16 protein-coding genes and 1 tRNA gene are annotated in these 20,135 nt (G+C 55.5%); 15 read left to right on the top strand and 2 right to left on the bottom strand.

Annotated elements, in window-relative coordinates:
* Nucleotides 1-65: 65 nt before the first annotated feature.
* The 8 genes from TW80_RS00850 (at nt 66) to TW80_RS00815 (ending at nt 9,671) form a co-directional block, all read left to right on the top strand.
* Complete coding sequence (locus tag TW80_RS00850) at nt 66-1,463, top strand: family 4 glycosyl hydrolase (protein WP_045995463.1); 1,398 nt, start codon at nt 66-68, stop codon at nt 1,461-1,463.
* Nucleotides 1,464-2,348: a carbohydrate ABC transporter permease gene (locus tag TW80_RS00845; RefSeq protein WP_045995462.1), complete on the top strand. Its 885-nt coding sequence runs from the start codon at nt 1,464-1,466 to the stop codon at nt 2,346-2,348. It begins immediately after the preceding gene.
* Between the two features lie 4 nt (nt 2,349-2,352).
* Nucleotides 2,353-3,246: a carbohydrate ABC transporter permease gene (locus TW80_RS00840; RefSeq protein WP_045995461.1), complete on the top strand. Its 894-nt coding sequence runs from the start codon at nt 2,353-2,355 to the stop codon at nt 3,244-3,246.
* Complete coding sequence (locus TW80_RS00835) at nt 3,246-4,364, top strand: ABC transporter ATP-binding protein (protein WP_045995460.1); 1,119 nt, start codon at nt 3,246-3,248, stop codon at nt 4,362-4,364. Before TW80_RS00840 ends, TW80_RS00835 begins: the two co-directional genes overlap by 1 nt.
* A gap of 20 nt (nt 4,365-4,384) precedes the next feature.
* The gene (locus TW80_RS00830; RefSeq protein WP_045995459.1) at nt 4,385-5,650 is read left to right on the top strand and encodes an ABC transporter substrate-binding protein; all 1,266 of its coding nucleotides are present in this window, start codon (nt 4,385-4,387) and stop codon (nt 5,648-5,650) included.
* 61 nt (nt 5,651-5,711) lie between these two features.
* On the top strand, nt 5,712-7,211 hold the full coding sequence (gene pglA, locus TW80_RS00825; protein WP_045995524.1) for a polygalacturonase PglA: 1,500 nt from the start codon (nt 5,712-5,714) through the stop codon (nt 7,209-7,211).
* A gap of 2 nt (nt 7,212-7,213) precedes the next feature.
* Complete coding sequence (locus tag TW80_RS00820) at nt 7,214-8,302, top strand: glycoside hydrolase family 88/105 protein (RefSeq protein WP_045995458.1); 1,089 nt, start codon at nt 7,214-7,216, stop codon at nt 8,300-8,302.
* A complete protein-coding gene (locus tag TW80_RS00815) occupies nt 8,292-9,671 on the top strand; it encodes a pectinesterase family protein (protein ID WP_052700849.1) in 1,380 nt (459 codons plus the stop codon). The genes TW80_RS00820 and TW80_RS00815 overlap by 11 nt, the downstream gene beginning before the upstream one ends.
* Here TW80_RS00815 and TW80_RS00810 read toward each other — a convergent pair.
* Complete coding sequence (locus TW80_RS00810; RefSeq protein WP_045995457.1) at nt 9,659-10,618, bottom strand: LysR family transcriptional regulator; 960 nt, start codon at nt 10,616-10,618, stop codon at nt 9,659-9,661. The genes TW80_RS00815 and TW80_RS00810 overlap by 13 nt on opposite strands.
* A gap of 191 nt (nt 10,619-10,809) precedes the next feature.
* Between TW80_RS00810 and chvE the strand changes: the two genes are divergently transcribed.
* The 7 genes from chvE (at nt 10,810) to TW80_RS00775 (ending at nt 19,901) form a co-directional block, all read left to right on the top strand.
* Entirely contained in the window at nt 10,810-11,871 is a 1,062-nt protein-coding gene (gene chvE / locus TW80_RS00805; protein WP_045995456.1) for a multiple monosaccharide ABC transporter substrate-binding protein, read from the top strand.
* 109 nt (nt 11,872-11,980) lie between these two features.
* Nucleotides 11,981-13,513, top strand: a complete 1,533-nt coding sequence (mmsA, locus tag TW80_RS00800) for a multiple monosaccharide ABC transporter ATP-binding protein (RefSeq protein ID WP_045995455.1) — start codon at nt 11,981-11,983, stop codon at nt 13,511-13,513.
* Nucleotides 13,510-14,718, top strand: coding sequence for a multiple monosaccharide ABC transporter permease (gene mmsB / locus TW80_RS00795; protein ID WP_045995454.1), 1,209 nt, complete (start codon nt 13,510-13,512; stop codon nt 14,716-14,718). The genes mmsA and mmsB overlap by 4 nt, the downstream gene beginning before the upstream one ends.
* A gap of 4 nt (nt 14,719-14,722) precedes the next feature.
* Nucleotides 14,723-15,706, top strand: coding sequence for an AraD1 family protein (gene araD1 / locus TW80_RS00790; protein WP_045995453.1), 984 nt, complete (start codon nt 14,723-14,725; stop codon nt 15,704-15,706).
* A 9-nt stretch (nt 15,707-15,715) separates the two neighbouring features.
* Complete coding sequence (gene araD / locus TW80_RS00785) at nt 15,716-17,458, top strand: L-arabinonate dehydratase (RefSeq protein WP_045995452.1); 1,743 nt, start codon at nt 15,716-15,718, stop codon at nt 17,456-17,458.
* A complete protein-coding gene (locus tag TW80_RS00780; RefSeq protein ID WP_045995451.1) occupies nt 17,445-18,371 on the top strand; it encodes a Gfo/Idh/MocA family protein in 927 nt (308 codons plus the stop codon). The genes araD and TW80_RS00780 overlap by 14 nt, the downstream gene beginning before the upstream one ends.
* Before the next feature lie 15 nt (nt 18,372-18,386).
* Nucleotides 18,387-19,901, top strand: coding sequence for an aldehyde dehydrogenase (NADP(+)) (locus TW80_RS00775; RefSeq protein WP_045995450.1), 1,515 nt, complete (start codon nt 18,387-18,389; stop codon nt 19,899-19,901).
* A gap of 78 nt (nt 19,902-19,979) precedes the next feature.
* Here the strand turns inward: TW80_RS00775 and TW80_RS00770 are convergent.
* A tRNA-Leu gene (locus TW80_RS00770) sits at nt 19,980-20,066 on the bottom strand.
* Nucleotides 20,067-20,135 lie beyond the last annotated feature (69 nt).

The following is a 20,135-nucleotide window of genomic DNA, read 5'->3' as shown; positions in this document are numbered from 1 at the left end:
CAGTAGGGGAGGAGCCTTATCCGTTGCCGCGGGCTATCGCGGACGATGGGTAAGGGATATTGCGCATGAATAATTCCGAACACGGGGTTCCCGTGTGTATTGCCTATATTGGCGGGGGGTCTTTGAATTGGGCGCCCAAGTTGATGGCAGATCTGGCACAAGACACACGCCTACGCGCCGAGGTGCGCCTTTACGATATCAACGCCGAAGCTGCCGCGCGCAACGCCAAGATGGGCGAACGATTTGCTGCCGTTTCAGAGGGAACGCCAACGAAATATGTGGTTGCCGGTTCGCTGCAAGAGGCGCTGACCGGGGCCGATATTGTAGTTGTGTCGATCTTGCCGGGGCAGTTTTCGGATATGGCGCAGGATATCGAGATTCCCGCCAGCTATGGTATCAGTCAGGCCGTTGGCGATACCGTTGGGCCGGGTGGATTTGTGCGTGCTTTGCGTGCGATTCCGATGCTTACCGAAATCGGGCGCGCGATCGAGGCATTCACGCCACATGCGTTTGTCTGCAATTTGACCAACCCGATGAGCGTTCTGACTGGCGCGCTTTATCGTGCGTTCCCAGAGATCAAATGCTGGGGCGAATGTCACGAGGTGACCAAGCTGCGCAAACAGGTTGCGTGGATTGCAAATCAACGCGAGGGCCGCACCCGTTGGAGCCACCGCGACGTTCAAGTAAACGTGTTGGGGATCAATCACTTTACATTTGTTGATCAGATTGCGCTGAACGGCGACGATATGTTGCCCGCCTATCAGGACTTTGCAAAGCGTCATATCAATTCCGGTTGGGTCGAAACCGAACCCCACCCAGACGACGAACACGAATGGTATTTTGGCGACCGCAGCCGGGTCAAATTTGATCTGATGCGCCGGTATGGCATACCCGCCGCTGCAGGTGATCGCCACCTTGCCGAATTTGTTCCACATAATGTGTATTTGGCCGATCCCGCAGGGTGGAGCTTTGGGTTGACCCCGGTGGATTATCGTGTCCGCTACCAAGAGCAAAAGCGCGAGAATGCCGCTGATCTGGTTAGTGGCAAAAAGCCTCCGCAACCCGCCCGATCTGACGAGGCATTGGTTGATCAAATCGCTGCCGTGATGGGGCTGGGCACGTATATTTCCAATGTGAACCTGCCAAACAAGGGGCAGATGATCGGTCTGCCAGAAAATGCGATTGTTGAAACCAATGCGGTCTTTTCCGGGATGGGGATTACCCCGATGGTCGCGGGTAAACTGCCAGAGGAACTGCACAAAATTGTAGCAGATCACGTTGGTCGGCAGACCGCGTTGCTCGATGCGGTGACTTCGTCAGATTTTGACGTGTTGTTTGATCTATTCCGTAGCGATCCTTTGGTCGCCCCACTGGACGACAGCCGTGCACGCGCGCTTTATCGGGACATGGTCACTGCAACCGCAGCGCACCTACCGAAAGAACTAGTTGAGGAGGCCGCGTAAATGGGTGGTGACAGTAAATATCTGGGGCTTTGGTATGTTGCGCCCTATGTCATCGGACTTCTGCTATTTACAGCATTTCCTTTTGTGGCGTCGTTTTACCTGAGTTTTACGGACTACGATTTGTTGTCCAAGCCGGAATGGACGGGCCTCGATAACTATAAAAAATTGTTCACGCGTGACCGGACTTTTGACAAGTCGCTCAAGGTCACTTTGACCTATGTGTTTATGACTGTGCCGTTAAAGCTGGCCTTTGCCTTGTTCATTGCGGTGATCCTGAACTATCGGCTACGCGCGATTGGGCTGTTTCGGACTGCGTTTTACGTGCCGTCGATTTTGGGTGGATCTATCGCGATTGCGGTTCTGTGGCGCTATATCTTTGCGGATACGGGCCTGGTGAACATGATGCTTGAGGGCTTGGGTTTTGAAGCCGTCAACTGGTTCGGTGACCCGGAAAACGCATTGTTCACTATCAGTCTGTTGCGCTGTTGGCAGTTCGGCTCTGCGATGGTGATTTTCCTCGCTGCGCTGCAGTCCGTCGATAAATCCCTGTACGAGGCCGCGTCGATTGATGGCGCGAACAAATGGCAGTTGTTCCGCTACATTACGCTGCCGCTGATCACACCTGTTATCTTTTTCAACCTGATTATGCAGACGGTGCAGGCGTTCCAAGAATTCAATGGCCCCTACATCATCACCGAAGGCGGCCCGCTGAAATCGACCTATCTGTTGCCGCTTTATATTTATGACAAGGCCTTCAAGAGCTTTGACATGGGCTACGCCAGCGCGATTGCTTGGGTGCTTTTCGTAATCATCATGGTCCTGACGTCGATCGCCTTCTGGTCATCAAAGAAATGGGTCTACTACGCCGGCGACAAGAGGAGCTAAGCGCATGACAGCTATTCCACAAATCAGCGCAGATACCCTTGCGAATATGGAAAAACAGCGCCGCCGGGCACGTGTATCATCGACCTTTCGTTATAGCCTGTTGATCATTGTCGGATTGATCATGGTTTACCCATTGGTCTGGATGTTTGGTGCATCATTCAAAACCAACGCCGAGATTTTCTCGAGCCCATCGTTTTGGCCCAAGGAACCGACCGTGCAGGGCTATATCGATGGTTGGCAAACCTCGACGCCCTATACGTTTGCGAAATTCTTTGGGAACTCGATGCTGATCATCATTCCCAAGATGATCGGCACAGCGATTTCATGCACCCTGGTGGCCTATGGTTTTGCGCGGTTCGACTTTCCGTTCAAAAAGATCATCTTTTCGACTGTGATCGCGACACTATTGCTGCCCAACGTGGTCACACGCATTCCGCAATATCTGCTTTTTCGCGACATCGGTTGGTTGGACAGCTTTCTGCCGCTTTGGGTGCCATCGGCGCTGGCGGGTGATGCGTTCTTTGTCTTTATGCTGATCCAGTTCCTGCGTGCGATCCCGCGCGACATGGAAGAAGCCGCCCGCGTTGACGGTGCAAATACACTGCAAACCTTGATTTATATCGTTGTGCCGATGCTGATGCCGGCGTTGATTTCGGTGTGTTTGTTCCAGTTCATGTGGACGATGAACGATTTTCTTGGGCCGTTGATTTACCTGTCATCGGTTGAAAACTATCCGATCAGCCTTGCGCTGAAACTGTCCATCGACACGACCGAGGCGTTTGCTTGGAACCAGATTTTGGCGATGTCCTGTCTGGCGCTCGCGCCGTCACTGTTCGTGTTCTTCATGGCACAAAAATACTTCATCGAAGGCATCTCGACCGGGGGGGTCAAAGGCTAATGGCTGAACTGCAACTAAAATCCGTCGAAAAAATGTATGGCAATGGGTTCAAGGCCGTCCACGGCATTGATCTTGATGTGAAAGACGGTGAATTTATGGTGCTGGTCGGGCCATCGGGCTGTGCCAAATCCACGACGCTACGCATGATTGCCGGGCTAGAGACCATCTCGGGCGGAGAGATCCGGATCGGCGATAAGATCATCAACGACCTGACACCCGGCAAACGCGGTATCGCGATGGTGTTCCAGAACTACGCGCTCTACCCACATATGAAGGTCCGCAAGAACCTGTCATTCGGGCTAAAGCTAAAACGCAAGCCAAAGGACGAGATCGAGGAATCGACCGGTGAGGTATCGGGTATTCTTGAGATTGACGAACTCTTGGATCGTTTGCCCAAGCAATTGTCAGGCGGACAGGCTCAACGTGTCGCCGTGGGGCGTGCCCTGATCAAAAGCCCAGAGGTGTTTTTGTTCGATGAACCGCTGTCGAACCTTGATGCAAAACTACGTGCGTCAATGCGCGTTCGCATCACGGATCTGCATAAACGGCTGCGCGAAGAGGGTCGCCCCGCGACCGTGATCTACGTGACCCACGATCAGGTTGAAGCCATGACAATGGGCGACCGGATTTGTGTGATGAAAGACGGTCATATCATGCAGGTCGCAGATCCTGTGACGCTATATGAAAAGCCAGCGAATGCCTTTGTTGCAGGGTTTATTGGCATGCCCGAAATGAACCTCGCTGATGCAGAACTATCATTGGATGGCGGGGCGAAACTGACGCTCGCGGGGCAGACGATCACGGCACCTGCTGATCTAGCAGCGCGTTTGAACGCCGCGCCCGGCCCGGTGACAATGGGTATCCGTCCGCAGCACATGACGCTGACCCCTGACGGAGAGGAAAACGCCTTTTCCGGGACAATCCACAACATCGAATTCATGGGGCACGAGGTCAATGTGCACGTCACTGTCGGCGAAGCATCCTTTATCGCGGTCGTTCCAACGTCGCAATTTGACCTGAAATTACAACGTGGTGACCGTGTGGGCCTGCGCCCGACCGGCACCCAAATGCATATTTTCGATAAGGCCAGTGGGGAGAACGTGTCGCTGGCTCAATAACGTCAAAGGGAGGAAACCAAATGACGCATATGAAGACACTTCTGGGGGTTGCGCTAACCTCGACCATCTTGGCCGGGTCCGCTGGCGCAGAGGAGCTCCGCATGAGCTGGTGGGGTGGCGATAGCCGTCACGCGGCAACGCAAGCCGCGCTAGAGGTTTGCGGCACCAAGCACGGCCACACGATTAGCCCAGAATTCACAGGTTGGTCCGGGCACTTTGAGAAGGTGGTCACCCAAGTTGCTGGCGGCACCGAAGCAGACATCATGCAAATCAACTGGCCTTGGCTGCCAATCTTGTCGGCTGACGGCACGGGCTTTGCCGATATGAACGCTTATGCTGACACCATCGACCTGAGCAGCTGGGATGCCGCGCAGATCGAAGCGGGCACAATGAACGGTGCGCTGAACGGCCTATCGGTTTCGACGACGGGGCGCCTCTTTGTCTTTAACCCTGGCACCTATGCTCAGGCGGGTCTTGAGGTTCCGACGACATGGGATGAACTGATGGCTGCAGGCCCTGTTTTCCGCGATCAACTGGGCGAAGATTTCTATCCGTTCGAGGCCGCAGGTCTGGACGCGTCGTTGATCATCACGCTTTACGGTACGCAAAAGACAGGCAAGCCACTCATCGATCCGGCCACCAACGAAATCATGTGGACCAAAGAAGAACTGGTTGATGCTATCGAGATGTATCAAGCAATGGTCGACAACCACGTGATCGAAAGCTGGCGTGACCGCGCCGCGGCGGGCAACGTTGCGCTGCACGAAAACCCGCGTTGGTCGCGCGGCGAAATCGCGGGCACTTACCAGTGGGATTCAACCTATTTCAAAATCTCTGATCCTTTGGATGAAGGCCAAGAGATCGTCTACACAGGCATCCTCTCCCAGGATGGCCAGCAGACCGAGGGCATCTATCGCAAATCGTCGATGGTGTTCTCGATCTCGGCTAATTCGGAGCATCAACAGGCGGCTGCCGAGGTGTTGAATTGCCTGCTAAACGAGCCCGAAGGCGTGGCCGCAATGGCAACGGCGCGCGGTGTTCCTAGCTCTAGCGCGGCCAAAGCCCTGCTGAGCGATGCAGGTGCGATTAAGCCGGAACAGACTGCGGCACAGCAGCTTGTTTTGGACGCCGAAGGCCCAGCGATCCACCCATTCATGGAGCACCCAGATGTGCGTTCAGCGATGACCGATAACCTAGAGCTATTTGCCTACGGTGAAATCGACGCGGAAACAGCGGCTGACGACATGCTTTACGGGATCGAAGAAGCGCTCGCTGACATCAAATAAATAACCGATTGATGGCGCCGCGACGATGCGGCGCCATCCCACAAACCAAATTGGCAAACCCATGTCTGCAATAGAAATCATTGCCGTGACCTCGCGCACGGCTACGGTACTGCTCGCGCCAAACGTGGCGCTCTATCACCTGCAAGAACCGATCGCGTGGTCCTTGGCCAAGGCTGGCAATGACCCGGTCCAAACAGGTGCGGCCAATACAGTACCGGTGGTTTTGGATGGGTTAGAGCCTGATACGAATTACGAGCTCCGAACTGGCAAAGGTGTCGCGACATTCCAAACAGCCCCCTGTAGCGGGCTGGTGGATATTACCGATCACGGAGCGGATGTTGGATTGGCCGATAATGCAGAAGCATTTGCCAATGCCATCTCGGCCGTGCCCATCGGTGGGACGCTCTATGTGCCGCCGGGGCGGTATGTCTCAAGGCCAATATTTTTGCGCAGCGATATGACGCTTTACCTCGCTCACGGAGCAGAAATCGCAGCACCCGGTGATCGTGCAGGTTGGCCAATTCTGCCCGCGTGGAATGACCAAGGTGTAAACGTCGGAACATGGGAAGGCCTCCCCGAAGATAGCTTTGCCGCGCCCGTGACCGCCATCGGTTGTCAGAATCTGACAATTACCGGACTGGGCCGGATTGATGGTGGCGGTGATCGTGGCGACTGGTGGGATTGGCCCAAAGAAACCCGCGATGGGGCCCGCCGCCCGCGCACGCTGTTCTTGGCCCATTGCCAGAACGTAACCTTAAGCGGGATTACCGTTGCAAATTCTCCGTCGTGGACGGTGCATCCGTTCCACTGTCAGAAACTGACGGCTGCAGCGATGTTTATCCAAAACCCGCCCGACAGCCCGAATACAGATGGATTCAACCCCGAAAGCTGTGTGGACACACAGGTCGTTGGTTTACGCATCACGGTTGGCGACGACTGTATCGCAGTCAAATCGGGTAAACGCCGTCAGGGCGAAAACAATCACCTCGCGCCGACGACTGGCCTCAATATCCGCAATTGCTTGATGGAGCGTGGGCACGGTGCCGTGGTGCTGGGTTCAGAGATGAGCGGAGACATCACAGATGTCGCGATCAGCCGTTGCAGCTTTATCGGGACGGACCGCGGTGTCCGGATCAAGACCCGTCGTGGTCGCGGGGGTAAGGTCGCGCGGATCGCGCTTGATATGGTGCATATGGAAGGCGTGGCAACGCCGCTTGCGGTCAATGCGTTCTATTTCTGTGATCCAGATGGGCGCAGTGAGGCCGTCCAATCGCGTGAACCAGCGCCCGTGGACGAAACGACCCCATTGATCACTGATATTTCGCTCAAGAACGTAATGGCCAAGGGCGTGCAGCATGCTGCTGCTGCTCTCTTGGGGCTGCCCGAGGCACCCATTTCTGGGATCTCTATTGATGGCTTCTGGGTGTCATACGATCCTGACGCAACGCCGGGCGTACCCCTGATGGCCAGCCACGTCAGCCCCGAACGCCATGCCGGAATTATCACCGAATTTGCCAGGTTGGACGGCGACCTGACGCTTCTTTCGCAAGAGGATATGTAGCCATGCTCACCGAATATTTCGACGCATACGCCAGAGACCACCAATATTATAAAGGTGGGTCTTGGTGCTACGAAGACGGGCTGGTCTATCGCGGCCTCGAGGCAATGCATCAGGCAACCGGCGAGGACCGCTGGCTCGCGCATCTTCAGCGATTGGTCGATGGTCAGTTGACGGATGCGTCCCTGCCCGTTGGGTATGATCCGTCTGAATACAACATTGATCATATCCTATCTGGGCGGGCGCTGTTGTATCTACATGCCCAGACAGGTGATCCTAAATATATGACAGCGGCTGACTATCTGGCGCTGCAATTGCAACATCACCCGCGCACCAAATCTGGCGTTTACTGGCACAAGTTACGCTATCCTTGGCAGATCTGGTTGGACGGTCTTTATATGGGGCCGACGTTTCAGGTCGGCTATGGCAAGGCGCGCGGCGATCAGGCTTTGGTCGCGGATTCATTGACCCAAGTCGCAACGGCCTTGCAGCATACGCGTGTTCCGGGAACTGGGCTGTTTGCCCATGCCTTTGACGAGGCACGCATGCAGCCTTGGGCGGACAAGGAAACTGGGCATTCGCCAGCGTTCTGGTCGCGCGCGATCGGCTGGGTAGCGATGGCACTGGTTGATTTAGCCGAAATGGTTACCGAGGCCGAATTTGCCCCGCTTCGCCAAGATACAATCGCATTGCTTGAGAATATCTATGCTCTGCGGCAGCCCGATGGGTTGTGGTTGCAGGTTATCGACCGCCCCGATCTTGCCGGAAACTATCAAGAATCCTCGGCATCTGCGATGTTCGTTTATGCGTTGGTCAAGGCATCGCGTCTGGGAATCGTGCCACCGATCTATGACGGGCTGATTGATACTTTGCTGGATCAAACCGTGCGCCGTCGTGCCGACGGCCAGCTCGAGATGTATGATATGTGTTGGGTTGCAGGCCTTGGCCCGTTTGAAGGGCGCTATCGTGACGGCACGGCCGAATATTACGTGAGCGAACGGGTTTGTACCGACGACCCAAAAGGTGTTTCGCCCCTGATCACAACCTTTGCTCTGTCACTCGAGGCGAATAAGGCCAAAGCCGTTGGTTCATAAATACAGACCCCAGCTTACCCCAGTGCAAGCCGCTGATTATGCGCCGGAAATTGTCTTGGGCAAGACCGGCCGCGCAGGGAACGAACGTGATGACCCGTGGCACCCATGGGATGACGCGTTTATGGCAGGGCATCAAATGGTAACGCCCAAGTATATCGCGACGCCAGATGTCGGGCTTGCCGAGGTGATCAACCGCGCCGTTACTGAATGCGCAGGGGCCGAGCGGATATATATCGGTCTTGAACCCGGCGTATACGAGGGGCCGGTTTACGTTCCATCACTGAGATGGAATGGGCAATCGGTGCCATTTACCCTGTTTGGCGTACACCCTGACCCAGCCAAAACTGTGATATGTGCAGATATCGACGCAGAAATGCCGGGGGACGAATACCATCAGCGGTTTTCAGAGCGATTTCGGGATCATCACGTATCGATCCGCGCAATCTTTGATCGGATCGCGGGTAAGGATAAAATCACGACGGCGAATGCCTCGGTTCTGCGGATCGAAAACGACGATTGCCAGCTGCGGCATTTGACTTTGAAAAATACCTACAACGCAGATCGGCTGCCTGCCGATGACGAGACAGGAAAAACGCGCGCGGCATTTCAGCAAAGCACCGGGCAGCATCAGGCCGTAGCGCTGCTGGTGGCAGGCGCAGACCGTGTGCATTGCGAAAACTTGAACCTCGAAAGCTATCAGGACACGCTTTATCTGAAATCACCTGCGCCGTTTACAACGGTGCGTTCGTATTTTCGGGGCTGCAAGATTGCAGGGGATGTGGATTTTATCTTTGGACAGACGACCGCATATTTCACGGCCTGTACAATAGTCTCGCGCGGGTCACGGGCGTTACATTCCTGGGTCGCGGCGCCCAGCACGAATATTCGGACGCCATTTGGGTTCGTTTTTGATCACTGCACTTTTGCCCATGATAACAGCGACAACGCACACGCTGGTCGCTTTAGTCTGGGGCGTCAGTGGTTCGAGGCCGTGCGCGCCACGCCCTACGGCACCCCAACGGTTCCGGGCTACCAGTGCATTATCGCAGAGCAATCGGAATACACCCCGCCAACCGGAACGATTAGCCGTGCCACGTTAGAGGCCGTTGGAAAATGTGTGATTTTGCGATCAGGTATTGGCCGGCATATCAATCCTGCTGCCCCGTGGGACGATTGGAATGGGGGACAGTTTGATCGTGACGGAAACTATGAACCGGGTCCGTGGAATGCGCGGTTTCGGCCTGTTCAATTGACATGCGCCGATTTGTTCAGGCACCTTGATGGCTGGTTGGCCGAGCAAGACGTTGACCTATCCGATATCCCGCCAGAAACTGTGTTGCTCGCAGAGTTCGAAAACTACGATATCTGATCGAGACGAATTTCGAGTTGCTGTAAAACCCGGCGCACGGCGGGACTTGGGTCAGAGCCGCGCCGTTGAACAAGTGAATAGGCCCGCACTGTCATATCGTTTGCGACGTTCAAAACCTTTAGGTTCGCGCCCAGTTGCTTGGGGTTGATAAACAGTTCAGCCACCGAGCGGGCAATGGGCGCAATCGCATTGGTGTCGCTGACCAATCCTAGCGTCAGCAAGAGCGAAGAGGTGCTGAGCACGCGGGCGGGCGGCTTGTGCCCGTGCTCTAGCAGATAGTGTTCTGTGGCGGAACGCATCAACCCATTGGGTGCCTGCATGACCCAATCATAAGCAAGGCAATCCTCGAGCGAGAGATCAGCTTTGCGTAACAGCGGGTGATCATTCCTGACAACCAGCGCGACGGGTTCTGGGCCAATTGGGCGCATGGTCACACTGCGCGGGTCCGTATTTCCCAACAGCCGCCCGATATAGAAATCGAGATCATGGCTCAGCAAGGCCTCGGATAGTTTGTCAGACGTGTCCACCAGAACATCGAATTCAATGTCGGGGTAGGTCACACGTAGTTCGCGGACGATTGGCAAAATAATCTCAAGCCCCGGCCCCGTCACAGTGCCGATCCGCACCACCCCACGTGCACCGCTATTGATCAGCGCGATTTCATCATAGGCATTGTCGAGCTCTTGCAATGTTGTGCGCGCATGCGCGGCAAGCAGAACCCCAGCTTCGGTCAGTGTGACCCCGCGCGGGTGGCGTTCATAGAGCTTGCAATCCGCTGTTTTTTCCAGCTCTGACAGCAACCGCGATGCGGCGGGTTGTGTCATGCCAAGCTGCTGTGCCGCCGTCGAAATTTGTCCCGTGTCAGCGATACCCACGATTAGCCGTAGTTGCGAAAACCGCAATCCGCGCTGGATTAGCCGCGCTGTTTTGCCTGCTGTATTCGTCATCGGGTGGGCCTATTCATACCATATTTGATATATCCAGTGGCTGATTCCTGATTTGATTGCAATGACAAAGATTGCGACTGTGCCGCCCGTGCCGTTTGCGTTGGGGATGGAGAATTGACTCTGCACACGGGCACATACGCAGATCGCATCGAGCGTGATTGACCTGCTGCGATGCGCTAGGGAGGAAAGAAATGACTGGTTTTAAGACTATTCTCGCGACCACCGCGTTGGTTGCGTTTGGATCGAGCGCGATTGCGCAGGACGCGGGATTTGTTGGAATTGCGATGCCAACGAAATCTTCGGCACGCTGGATTGCTGATGGCGAAAACATGGTGCAGCAGTTCGAGGCCGCAGGCTATGAAGTTGATCTGCAATACGCAGAAGATGACATTCCCAACCAGCTTGCGCAGATCGAAAACATGATCACCAAAGGTGTGGATGTTTTGGTAATCGCTGCGATTGATGGCACGACACTGTCGAATGCGCTGGCAAATGCCGCGGCATCAGACATCGAAGTTGTGGCCTATGACCGCTTGATCCGAGACAGTGGCGATGTCAGCTACTATGCGACATTCGATAACTTTAAGGTGGGCGTCCAGCAGGCGACGACTGTTGTTGACGGCCTGAACGCGCGGTTCCCAAATGAAAAGCCGTGGAATGTCGAGCTATTTGGTGGCAGCCCAGACGATAACAACGCCTATTTCTTTTATGATGGCGCGATGTCTGTACTGCAGCCGCTGATCGATTCAGGTGATATCGTGATCCAGTCTGGCCAGATGGGTATGGATACTGTTGGTACTTTGCGCTGGGACGGATCTGTGGCGCAGGCGCGCATGGATAACCTTTTGTCTGCAAACTACACCGATGCAAAAGTCCACGGGGTGCTATCACCTTATGACGGTCTGTCGATCGGGATTCTGTCTTCGCTCAAGGGCGTTGGATATGGTTCCGGCGATATGTTGATGCCAATTGTATCTGGCCAAGACGCCGAGGTGCCATCGGTCAAATCCATGATCGCGGGCGAGCAATACTCAACCATCTTTAAAGATACGCGCGAACTTGCCCGTGTCACCGTGGGTATGGTCGAGGCGCTGCTGAACGATGGTGAGCCGGAAATCAACGACACCACGACATACGATAACGGCGTCAAAGTTGTTCCATCGTACCTGCTAGAGCCGGTCGCTGTGACTGTCGAAAACTGGGAATCCGTACTGATCGACGGCGGTTACTACACCGCAGATCAGATCGAGTAACCGTGTCTCCCTGGTGGCGGGTACCCTGCCTGCCGCCAACTTGGTTCCCGCTTGTTCCCAAATCTTTCGGCGGGAACCACCTCTTTCAGCTCATACGAGAGCAATTTGAATGTCTACAATCTTAGAAATGCGCGCCATCACCAAGGAATTTCCCGGTGTCAAAGCGCTCGATCAGGTGAGCCTCTCTGTGGCCGAAGGCGAAATTCACGCCCTAGTTGGTGAAAACGGAGCGGGTAAATCGACCCTCATGAAGGTGCTTTCGGGTGTTTACCCGCATGGCAGCTACACAGGCGATATTGTCTATGATGGCGAAGTCAAAAGCTTTGGCAGTATCCGCGATAGCGAAAGCGACGGCATCATCATCATCCACCAAGAACTGGCGCTGGTTCCGCTCTTGTCTGTGGCCGAGAATATCTTTTTGGGAAATGAGCGCGCGCAACGTGGCGTGATTGATTGGCGCCAAACCCGCGAAGGTGCCGCCGAAGTTCTAGAGCGCGTTGGTTTACACGAACACCCCGACACAATTGTCGACAACTTGGGTCTTGGTAAGCAGCAATTGGTCGAAATTGCCAAAGCGCTGTCGAAAAACGTGCGTCTTTTGATTTTGGATGAACCGACGTCGTCGCTTAATGAAACCGACAGTGAAAAGCTGCTGGACCTGCTGCTCGAGTTCAAAGCGCGGGGCATTACCTCGATCCTGATTTCGCACAAACTGAACGAAATTTCGCGCGTCGCCGATACGATTACAGTGATCCGTGACGGCACTGCCGTGTCGCGGTTGGATTGCAGTGCGGGCATAAGCGAAGACGATATTATCCGCGATATGGTTGGGCGTTCGCTTGATGATCGCTATCCGCCACGCATCCCACATGCGCGTGATGAGATCGCGATGGAGGTCAAGAACTGGTGCGTGACCCATCCGCTTCACGCAGAGCGCGAGGTGGTCAAAGATGTCTCGTTCAACGTGAAAAAGGGCGAGGTTCTGGGCATTGCGGGCCTTATGGGGGCAGGCCGGACAGAGCTGGCGATGTCACTGTTTGGCGGCAGTTACGGCGCAAATATCCGGGGTGAGGTGCTGATGAATGGCACACCTGTGCAGATGCCCAACGTGCGCAGCGCGATCAACGCCGGGCTTGCCTACGCGACAGAAGATCGCAAGACCTACGGCCTTGTTTTAGATGATACGATCCGGCGCAACGTGCCGCTTGCTGATCTCGAAGGTGTGGCCAATGGGATCGTCGTCAACAGCGCCAAAGAAGCGGCAGTTGGCAACCAATATCGCGACCGATTAAACATTAAATCCAGTTCGATTGAACAAGAGACGGTGAACCTATCAGGCGGCAATCAGCAAAAAGTCGTCCTGTCGAAATGGCTGTTTTCGGATCCTGATGTGCTGATCCTAGATGAACCAACACGTGGTATTGATGTTGGCGCGAAATTCGAAATCTACACCGTGATCCGCGAGTTGGCCGCATCTGGCAAAGCGATCATCGTGATCTCTTCTGAGTTGCCCGAACTTCTGGGCATTACCGACCGACTTTATGTCATGAACGAAGGCCGTTTTGTGGGCGAAATGCCGACCGAGGACGCTTCGCAAGAAAAAATCATGGCCACTATCATTAAATCAGGGGACCAGGCATGACCCAGGCAACCACAAACTCTGTTCACGATCAGCCCAATATCGAGGTCAAATCCAGCTGGTCATTCTTGCGTAGTCACATGCGGGAATACGGCATTCTGTTCGCACTGGTTGCGATTATGATCTTCTTTCAGATTACGACAGACGGCATTCTGCTCAAGCCGGTAAACCTAACCAACCTGATCCTGCAAAATTCCTACATCATTATCATGGCCGTCGGGATGCTGCTGGTCATTGTTGCCGGGCATATTGATTTGTCGGTTGGCTCCGTAATGGGATTCATCGGTGCGTTGGCCGCTGTGATGATAGTGAATTGGGATATTCCCTATCCGATTGCGGCGATCCTATGCTTGATCGCTGGCGGCCTGATTGGAATGGCGCAAGGGTTCTGGATCGCCTATTTGCGGATTCCGTCTTTCATCGTGACTTTGGCTGGGATGCTGGTGTTCAAGGGGCTGACCCTGTGGTTGCTGGCAGGCCAATCCGTTGGCCCGTTCCCCAAGCAGTTTCAACTGATCGCGTCGGGCTTTATCCCCGATTTATTTGGGGGCGAAGATCTAAATCTTTTCTCACTCTTTATCGGTGTGCTTGTGGCGCTGATCATTGTTGGGCTCGCCGTGCGTAGCCGGATGGAGGCCGCCAAAACCGGAAGCATCGAAGAACCATTTCTGTTCTTTGCAGCCAAGAACGCGCTGATCTTTATTGCGCTAATCTACATGAGCTGGCTGATGGCCGATTTCCGAGGCTTGCCGAATGTTTTCATTGTGATGGCATTGCTGATTGCTGTGTATTCGTTCGTCACCTCACGCACGACGATGGGGCGCCGGATCTATGCCATCGGCGGCAATGAAAAGGCGGCGATGCTGTCGGGTATCAACAGCAAAAAGCTGACCTTTTTCACCTTTGCGAACATGGGTGTCTTGGCCGCGCTTGCGGGGCTGGTGTTTGCCGCGCGGTTGAACACGGCAACCCCCAAGGCGGGCTTGGGCTTTGAGCTAGACGTGATTGCGGCTGTGTTTATTGGCGGCGCGTCAATGGCTGGCGGCGTTGGTACGGTCGTGGGTGCTGTGATCGGTGCCTTTATCATGGGTGTTATGAACAACGGAATGTCGATCCTTGGGATCGGGATTGACTGGCAGCAAGTGATCAAGGGGCTTGTTCTGCTGGCTGCCGTTGTTTTTGACGTGATGAACAAAAAGAAAGGCTAAGCGGATGCTCATTTCACAATACCGCAAACCTGATGGTCAAATTCAGGTGGTCGCACGCGACGGAACCGAAGCCTTTGAGGTGAAATCAAACCAATCGCTCTATGAAATGGCAATGGACTGCGTGGCAAATGGCACCACCCTACATGCGCATATCGCGCAGGTCGGATTGGGCGCGGCGGTTGACCTAGACGCGCTTTACGCTGAGGGACATTTGCTGCCGCCGCTTACCCATCCTGATCCCGCGCATTTGCATCTGACGGGTACGGGGCTCACGCACCTTGGGTCCGCCTCAACCCGTGCGTCAATGCATGCGAAAGCCGACGAAGAAACGGATTCCATGAAGATGTTTCGTTTGGGCGTCGAAAGCGGCAAACCAGATGCGGGACAGGTGGGTGTGCAACCTGAATGGTTCTACAAAGGCACAGGTGCCGCCTTGGTCGCGCCGGGCGCGCCATTGGTGTCCCCCTCGTTTGCTTTGGATGGCGGCGAAGAACCTGAACTTGCTGGGCTCTATATCATTGGTGCTGACGGCACGCCGTTTCGGTTGGGCTTTGCTCTTGCCAATGAATTTTCGGACCACGTGACCGAGCGCCAAAACTATTTGTATCTCGCGCATTCGAAATTGCGACCCTGTTCCGTGGGGCCAGAACTGCTGGTGGGGGATCTGCCCAATAGTGTCGAAGGCGTCAGCAAAATCATCCGGGGTGATCAGGTGATATTCGAAAAGCCCTTCCTGTCCGGAGAAGAGAACATGTCGCACACGATTGCCAATCTGGAACACCATCATTTCAAATACGATGTGTTTTGCCAGCCGGGTGATGTCCATGTGCATATGTTCGGCACAGCGACCCTCTCTTTCGCTGATGGCGTAGTGCCACAAGACGGTGATGTATTTGAAATCGGCGCACCCGCTTTTGGCCTGCCATTGCGTAACCCTATGTCCACCGCCCCTGCCGTCGCTGGTGCTGTGGCAGTTCGCAAACTCTAGGAGCCGCAAATGACCTTTACCCCGGCAAAATGGCCCCGCAAGCTTCGGTCCCAAGAATGGTATGGCGGCACGTCACGCGATAACATTTATCATCGGGGCTGGCTGAAAAATCAGGGCTATCCGCATGATCTGTTCGACGGTCGCCCGGTGATCGGCATTCTGAACACGTGGTCAGAGCTGACCCCATGCAACGGCCATTTGCGTGAACTGGCCGAAAAGGTCAAAGCGGGCGTCTGGGAGGCAGGCGGTTTCCCGGTCGAAGTCCCCGTTTTTAGCGCCTCAGAAAACACGTTTCGCCCCACTGCGATGATGTACCGCAACCTTGCCGCGATGGCGGTCGAGGAAGTCATGCGCGCCCAGCCCATTGATGGTGCCGTGCTTTTGGTTGGGTGCGACAAGACAACGCCAAGCCTGATGATGGGTGCGGCGAGCACTGATATTCCGTCAATCGTTGTCACTGGCGGGCCTATGCTGAATGGTTGGTTCAGGGGTGAACGCGTTGGGTCAGGCACCGCGCTCTGGCAGATGTCAGAGGACATCAAAGCTGGCAAAATGACCAAGGAAGATTTCCTCGAAGCTGAACAAGCCATGAGCCGGTCTTCGGGGACTTGCAATACGATGGGCACGGCCTCGACCATGGCATCAATGGCCGAGGCGCTGGGCATGGCGCTGTCAGGTAATGCCGCGATTCCCGGCGTGGATAGTCGGCGCAAGGTGATGGCGCAGATGACAGGTCGCCGGATCGTACAGATGGTCAAAGATGACCTAAAACCGTCCGATATCATGACCAAACAAGCATTTGAAAACGCCATCCGCACCAACGGTGCGATTGGGGGCTCAACCAACGCTGTGATTCATTTGCTTGCAATGGCCGGACGCGTGGGCGTTGACCTGACACTCGATGATTGGGATCGCTGCGGACGTGATGTGCCGACGATTGTGAACCTGATGCCATCCGGCAAATACTTGATGGAAGAATTCTTTTACGCAGGGGGCCTGCCTGTTGTGCTTAAGCGACTGGGTGAGGCTGGATTGCTGCATAAAGATGCGCTGACGGTTTCGGGTGGTGGTATCTGGGACGAGGTCAAAGACGCGACCAATTGGAACGAAGACGTGATCTTGCCGGTCGAAAAGGCGCTTGCCGCCTCGGGCGGGATCGCGGTGTTGCGTGGTAATCTTGCGCCCAAAGGTGCTGTGCTCAAGCCATCAGCCGCCAGCCCACATCTGATGAAACACCGTGGTCGCGCGGTCGTGTTTGAGGACATCGACGACTACAAGGCCAAGATCAACGATGACGCGCTCGACATTGATGAGAGCTGCGTCATGGTTCTAAAGAACTGCGGCCCCAAAGGCTATCCGGGCATGTCAGAGGTCGGCAACATGGGGCTTCCGCCCAAGGTGCTCAAGAAGGGCATCACCGACATGGTCCGTATTTCCGATGCGCGTATGTCGGGCACCGCCTATGGCACCGTTGTTCTCCACACTGCGCCCGAGGCCGCGGCGGGTGGTCCTTTGGCCGTCGTGCAAAACGGCGATATGATTGAACTAGATGTCGCCGCCCGACGCATTCACCTTGATATCAGCGAAGACGAGCTTGCCACCCGGCTGGCTGCTTGGTCCGCGCCGAAAAACGCGGTGGTCGGCGGGTATTCACGGTTGTATCTGGATCACGTCGAAGGCGCGGACACAGGTGCGGACTTTGACGTTCTCAAAGGACAACGTGGAAACGAGGTACCCCGTGACAGCCACTAAGATTGCAATTCTCGGCGTTGGCAAAATTGCCCGCGATCAACATATTCCAGCGATTGCTGGCAACGACACGATGGAGCTTGCGGCGACCGTCAGCCGCTCTGGCGGTGTCGATGGCGTTGAGAATTTCACCGATATTGCGGGGCTGCTGGCCGCGCGTGCCGATATTTCCGCACTGTCGCTATGTATGCCGCCTCAGCCGCGTTATGAAATTGCGGTCAAGTCGATCATCGCGGGCAAGCATACGATGCTGGAAAAGCCCCCCGGCGCCACCGTCAGCGAAGTCCGCAAGCTAGAGCACTTGGCAAAGGCCAAAGGCGTCACCTTGTTTGCGACTTGGCATTCGCGCTACGCGGCGGCGGTCCCTGCAGCGCGTGGTTGGCTGTCTGATCGGCAAATTACCCATGTTCAAATCGACTGGAAAGAAGACGTGCGCCGCTGGCATCCGGGTCAAGAATGGATATGGCAAGCCGGTGGTCTGGGTGTGTTCGATCCCGGCATTAATGCCCTGTCGATTATGACCGAAATCTTGCCGAACCCCGTCCACCTGACAGATGCTGTTTTGAAGTTCCCCGAAAATCGCGAGACGCCGATTGCCGCTGATCTGCACTTTGCAGGGCCAGCAGGCATGACGGTTGCCGCCGATTTCGACTGGCTACAAGAGGGTCCACAGACGTGGAACATCACGGTCGAGACAACGGATGGCCAGCTAAAACTGACTGACGGCGGCGCAAAGATGACGATCAACGGCCAGCCCCAACAGGTCCCCGAAGCAGGCGAATACCCCGGTCTCTATCACCGTTTTGCCGAGCTGATTGAGACGGGCCAATCCGATGTTGATGTCAGCCCGCTATTACATGTGGCGGACGCATTTATGCTGGGGCGGCGCGAAACTGTGGCGCCTTTTCACGAATAACCCAAAGGAAATGAGATGACCGAAGCTCTAACCGGACAACATTTGATCAATGGCCAATGGGTAGATGGCGGTGCGCCGTTTCAATCTGACCCGGCAAGCGGCGACCCGATGACCGTACAATGCGGTGGCGCGGCCGAGGTGGATGCCGCCGTGCAGTCCGCCGAAATCGCATTTGCGACCTATGGTTGGACCAGCCGCGAAGACCGCGCCGTCTTTCTTGAGGCAATCGCCGAAGAAATAGACGCGCGCGGGGCGCAGCTCACGGCGGTTGGGCATGCTGAAACGGGCTTGCCCGAGGCCCGGCTTGATGGTGAGCGTGGTCGTACATGTGGACAGTTGCGGCTGTTCGCAGCCCATATTCGCGAGGGGACGTATTTGGATCGCCGGCACGATGGGGCATTGCCAGATCGTGCCCCTTTGCCGCGCCCCGATTTGAAATTGGTGCAGCGCCCTGTGGGTCCGGTCGGCATATTTGGCGCGTCTAACTTTCCGCTCGCTTTTTCAACGGCGGGCGGGGATACGGCCGCAGCATTGGCTGCGGGTTGCCCAGTCGTGTTCAAGGGGCATCCGGGGCACCCTGGTACGGGCGAACTCGTTGCGCGGGCGATTGATGCAGCAATCAAACGAACGGGTATGCCAGCAGGCACCTTTGGGTTTGTACATTCAAACACCAACGCGGCAGGCGAAGCTTTGGTGCGCCACCCGCTGATCTGTGCCGTTGGGTTCACCGGGTCGTATGGCGGTGGCAAAGCCTTGTTCGATATCGCAATGTCACGCCCCGAACCGATCCCGTTTTTCGGAGAACTCGGGGCGATCAATCCGGTGTTCGTGCTGGACAATGCGCTGGTGGCACGTGGCGATGACACCGCCAAAGGGTGGGCTGCATCGCTCACCATGGGCGTTGGGCAGTTTTGTACCAATCCCGGTATCGTTGTTCTCACTGACGGAGACGCAGCAGAGAGTTTTGCCAAAACAGCTGTGACCGCATTGGATCAGGTCGCGCCGCAAGTCATGCTAACCCAAGGGACAGCTGCCGCGTATGATCGCGGCACAGAGGCGCTTGCTAACAGCGTTGCGACGACGATCAAGCCAGCTGAGGTCGCAGACAACCGATGTGGTGCGCCCGCCGTATACCGTGTGTCTGGTGACGATTGGCTCGCGCACCCCGAGTTGGCGCACGAGGTTTTCGGACCCTCTGGGATTTTGATCTTCGCAAAAGATGCAGAGCAACGACTGGCAATTGCACGTGGTCTGGCAGGCCAGCTAACTGCGACTCTTCAGATGGATGATGCTGATCTAGACGCGGCGCAGCAGTTGGTTCCGATTCTCGAGCGTAAAGCAGGGCGAATTCTGGCAAACGCCTTTCCAACGGGTGTCGAAGTTGCCGATGCGATGGTCCACGGCGGCCCATTCCCTGCATCAACGAATTTCGGTGCAACCAGCGTCGGCACAATGGCGATCCGCCGCTTTGTTCGACCAGTTTGCTATCAGGACATTCCGTCAGCGCTGCTACCTGACGATCTGCAATAGGGCACTTACGAGTAAAACAGCGCTGCGATGGGAAACTATCGCGGCGTTTTTGCGTTCGTCATTTTGGCGAATTCGACTTGGTGCCCAGGAGAGGACTCGAACCTCCACGTCCATACAGACACCAGCACCTGAAGCTGGCGCGTCTACCAATTCCGCCACCTGGGCAGGTGTCGTGAGGGGCGATTTAAGGTGGACGCGCGGGACTGTCAACGCGATTCGAACGGAAAAATGAGA

The sequence above is a fragment of the Loktanella sp. S4079 genome (assembly GCF_000967725.1).
Lineage (GTDB): Bacteria > Pseudomonadota > Alphaproteobacteria > Rhodobacterales > Rhodobacteraceae > Yoonia.
The sequence above is the reverse complement of the archived record's forward strand: the minus strand, read 5'-3'. Positions and strand labels throughout refer to the sequence as shown.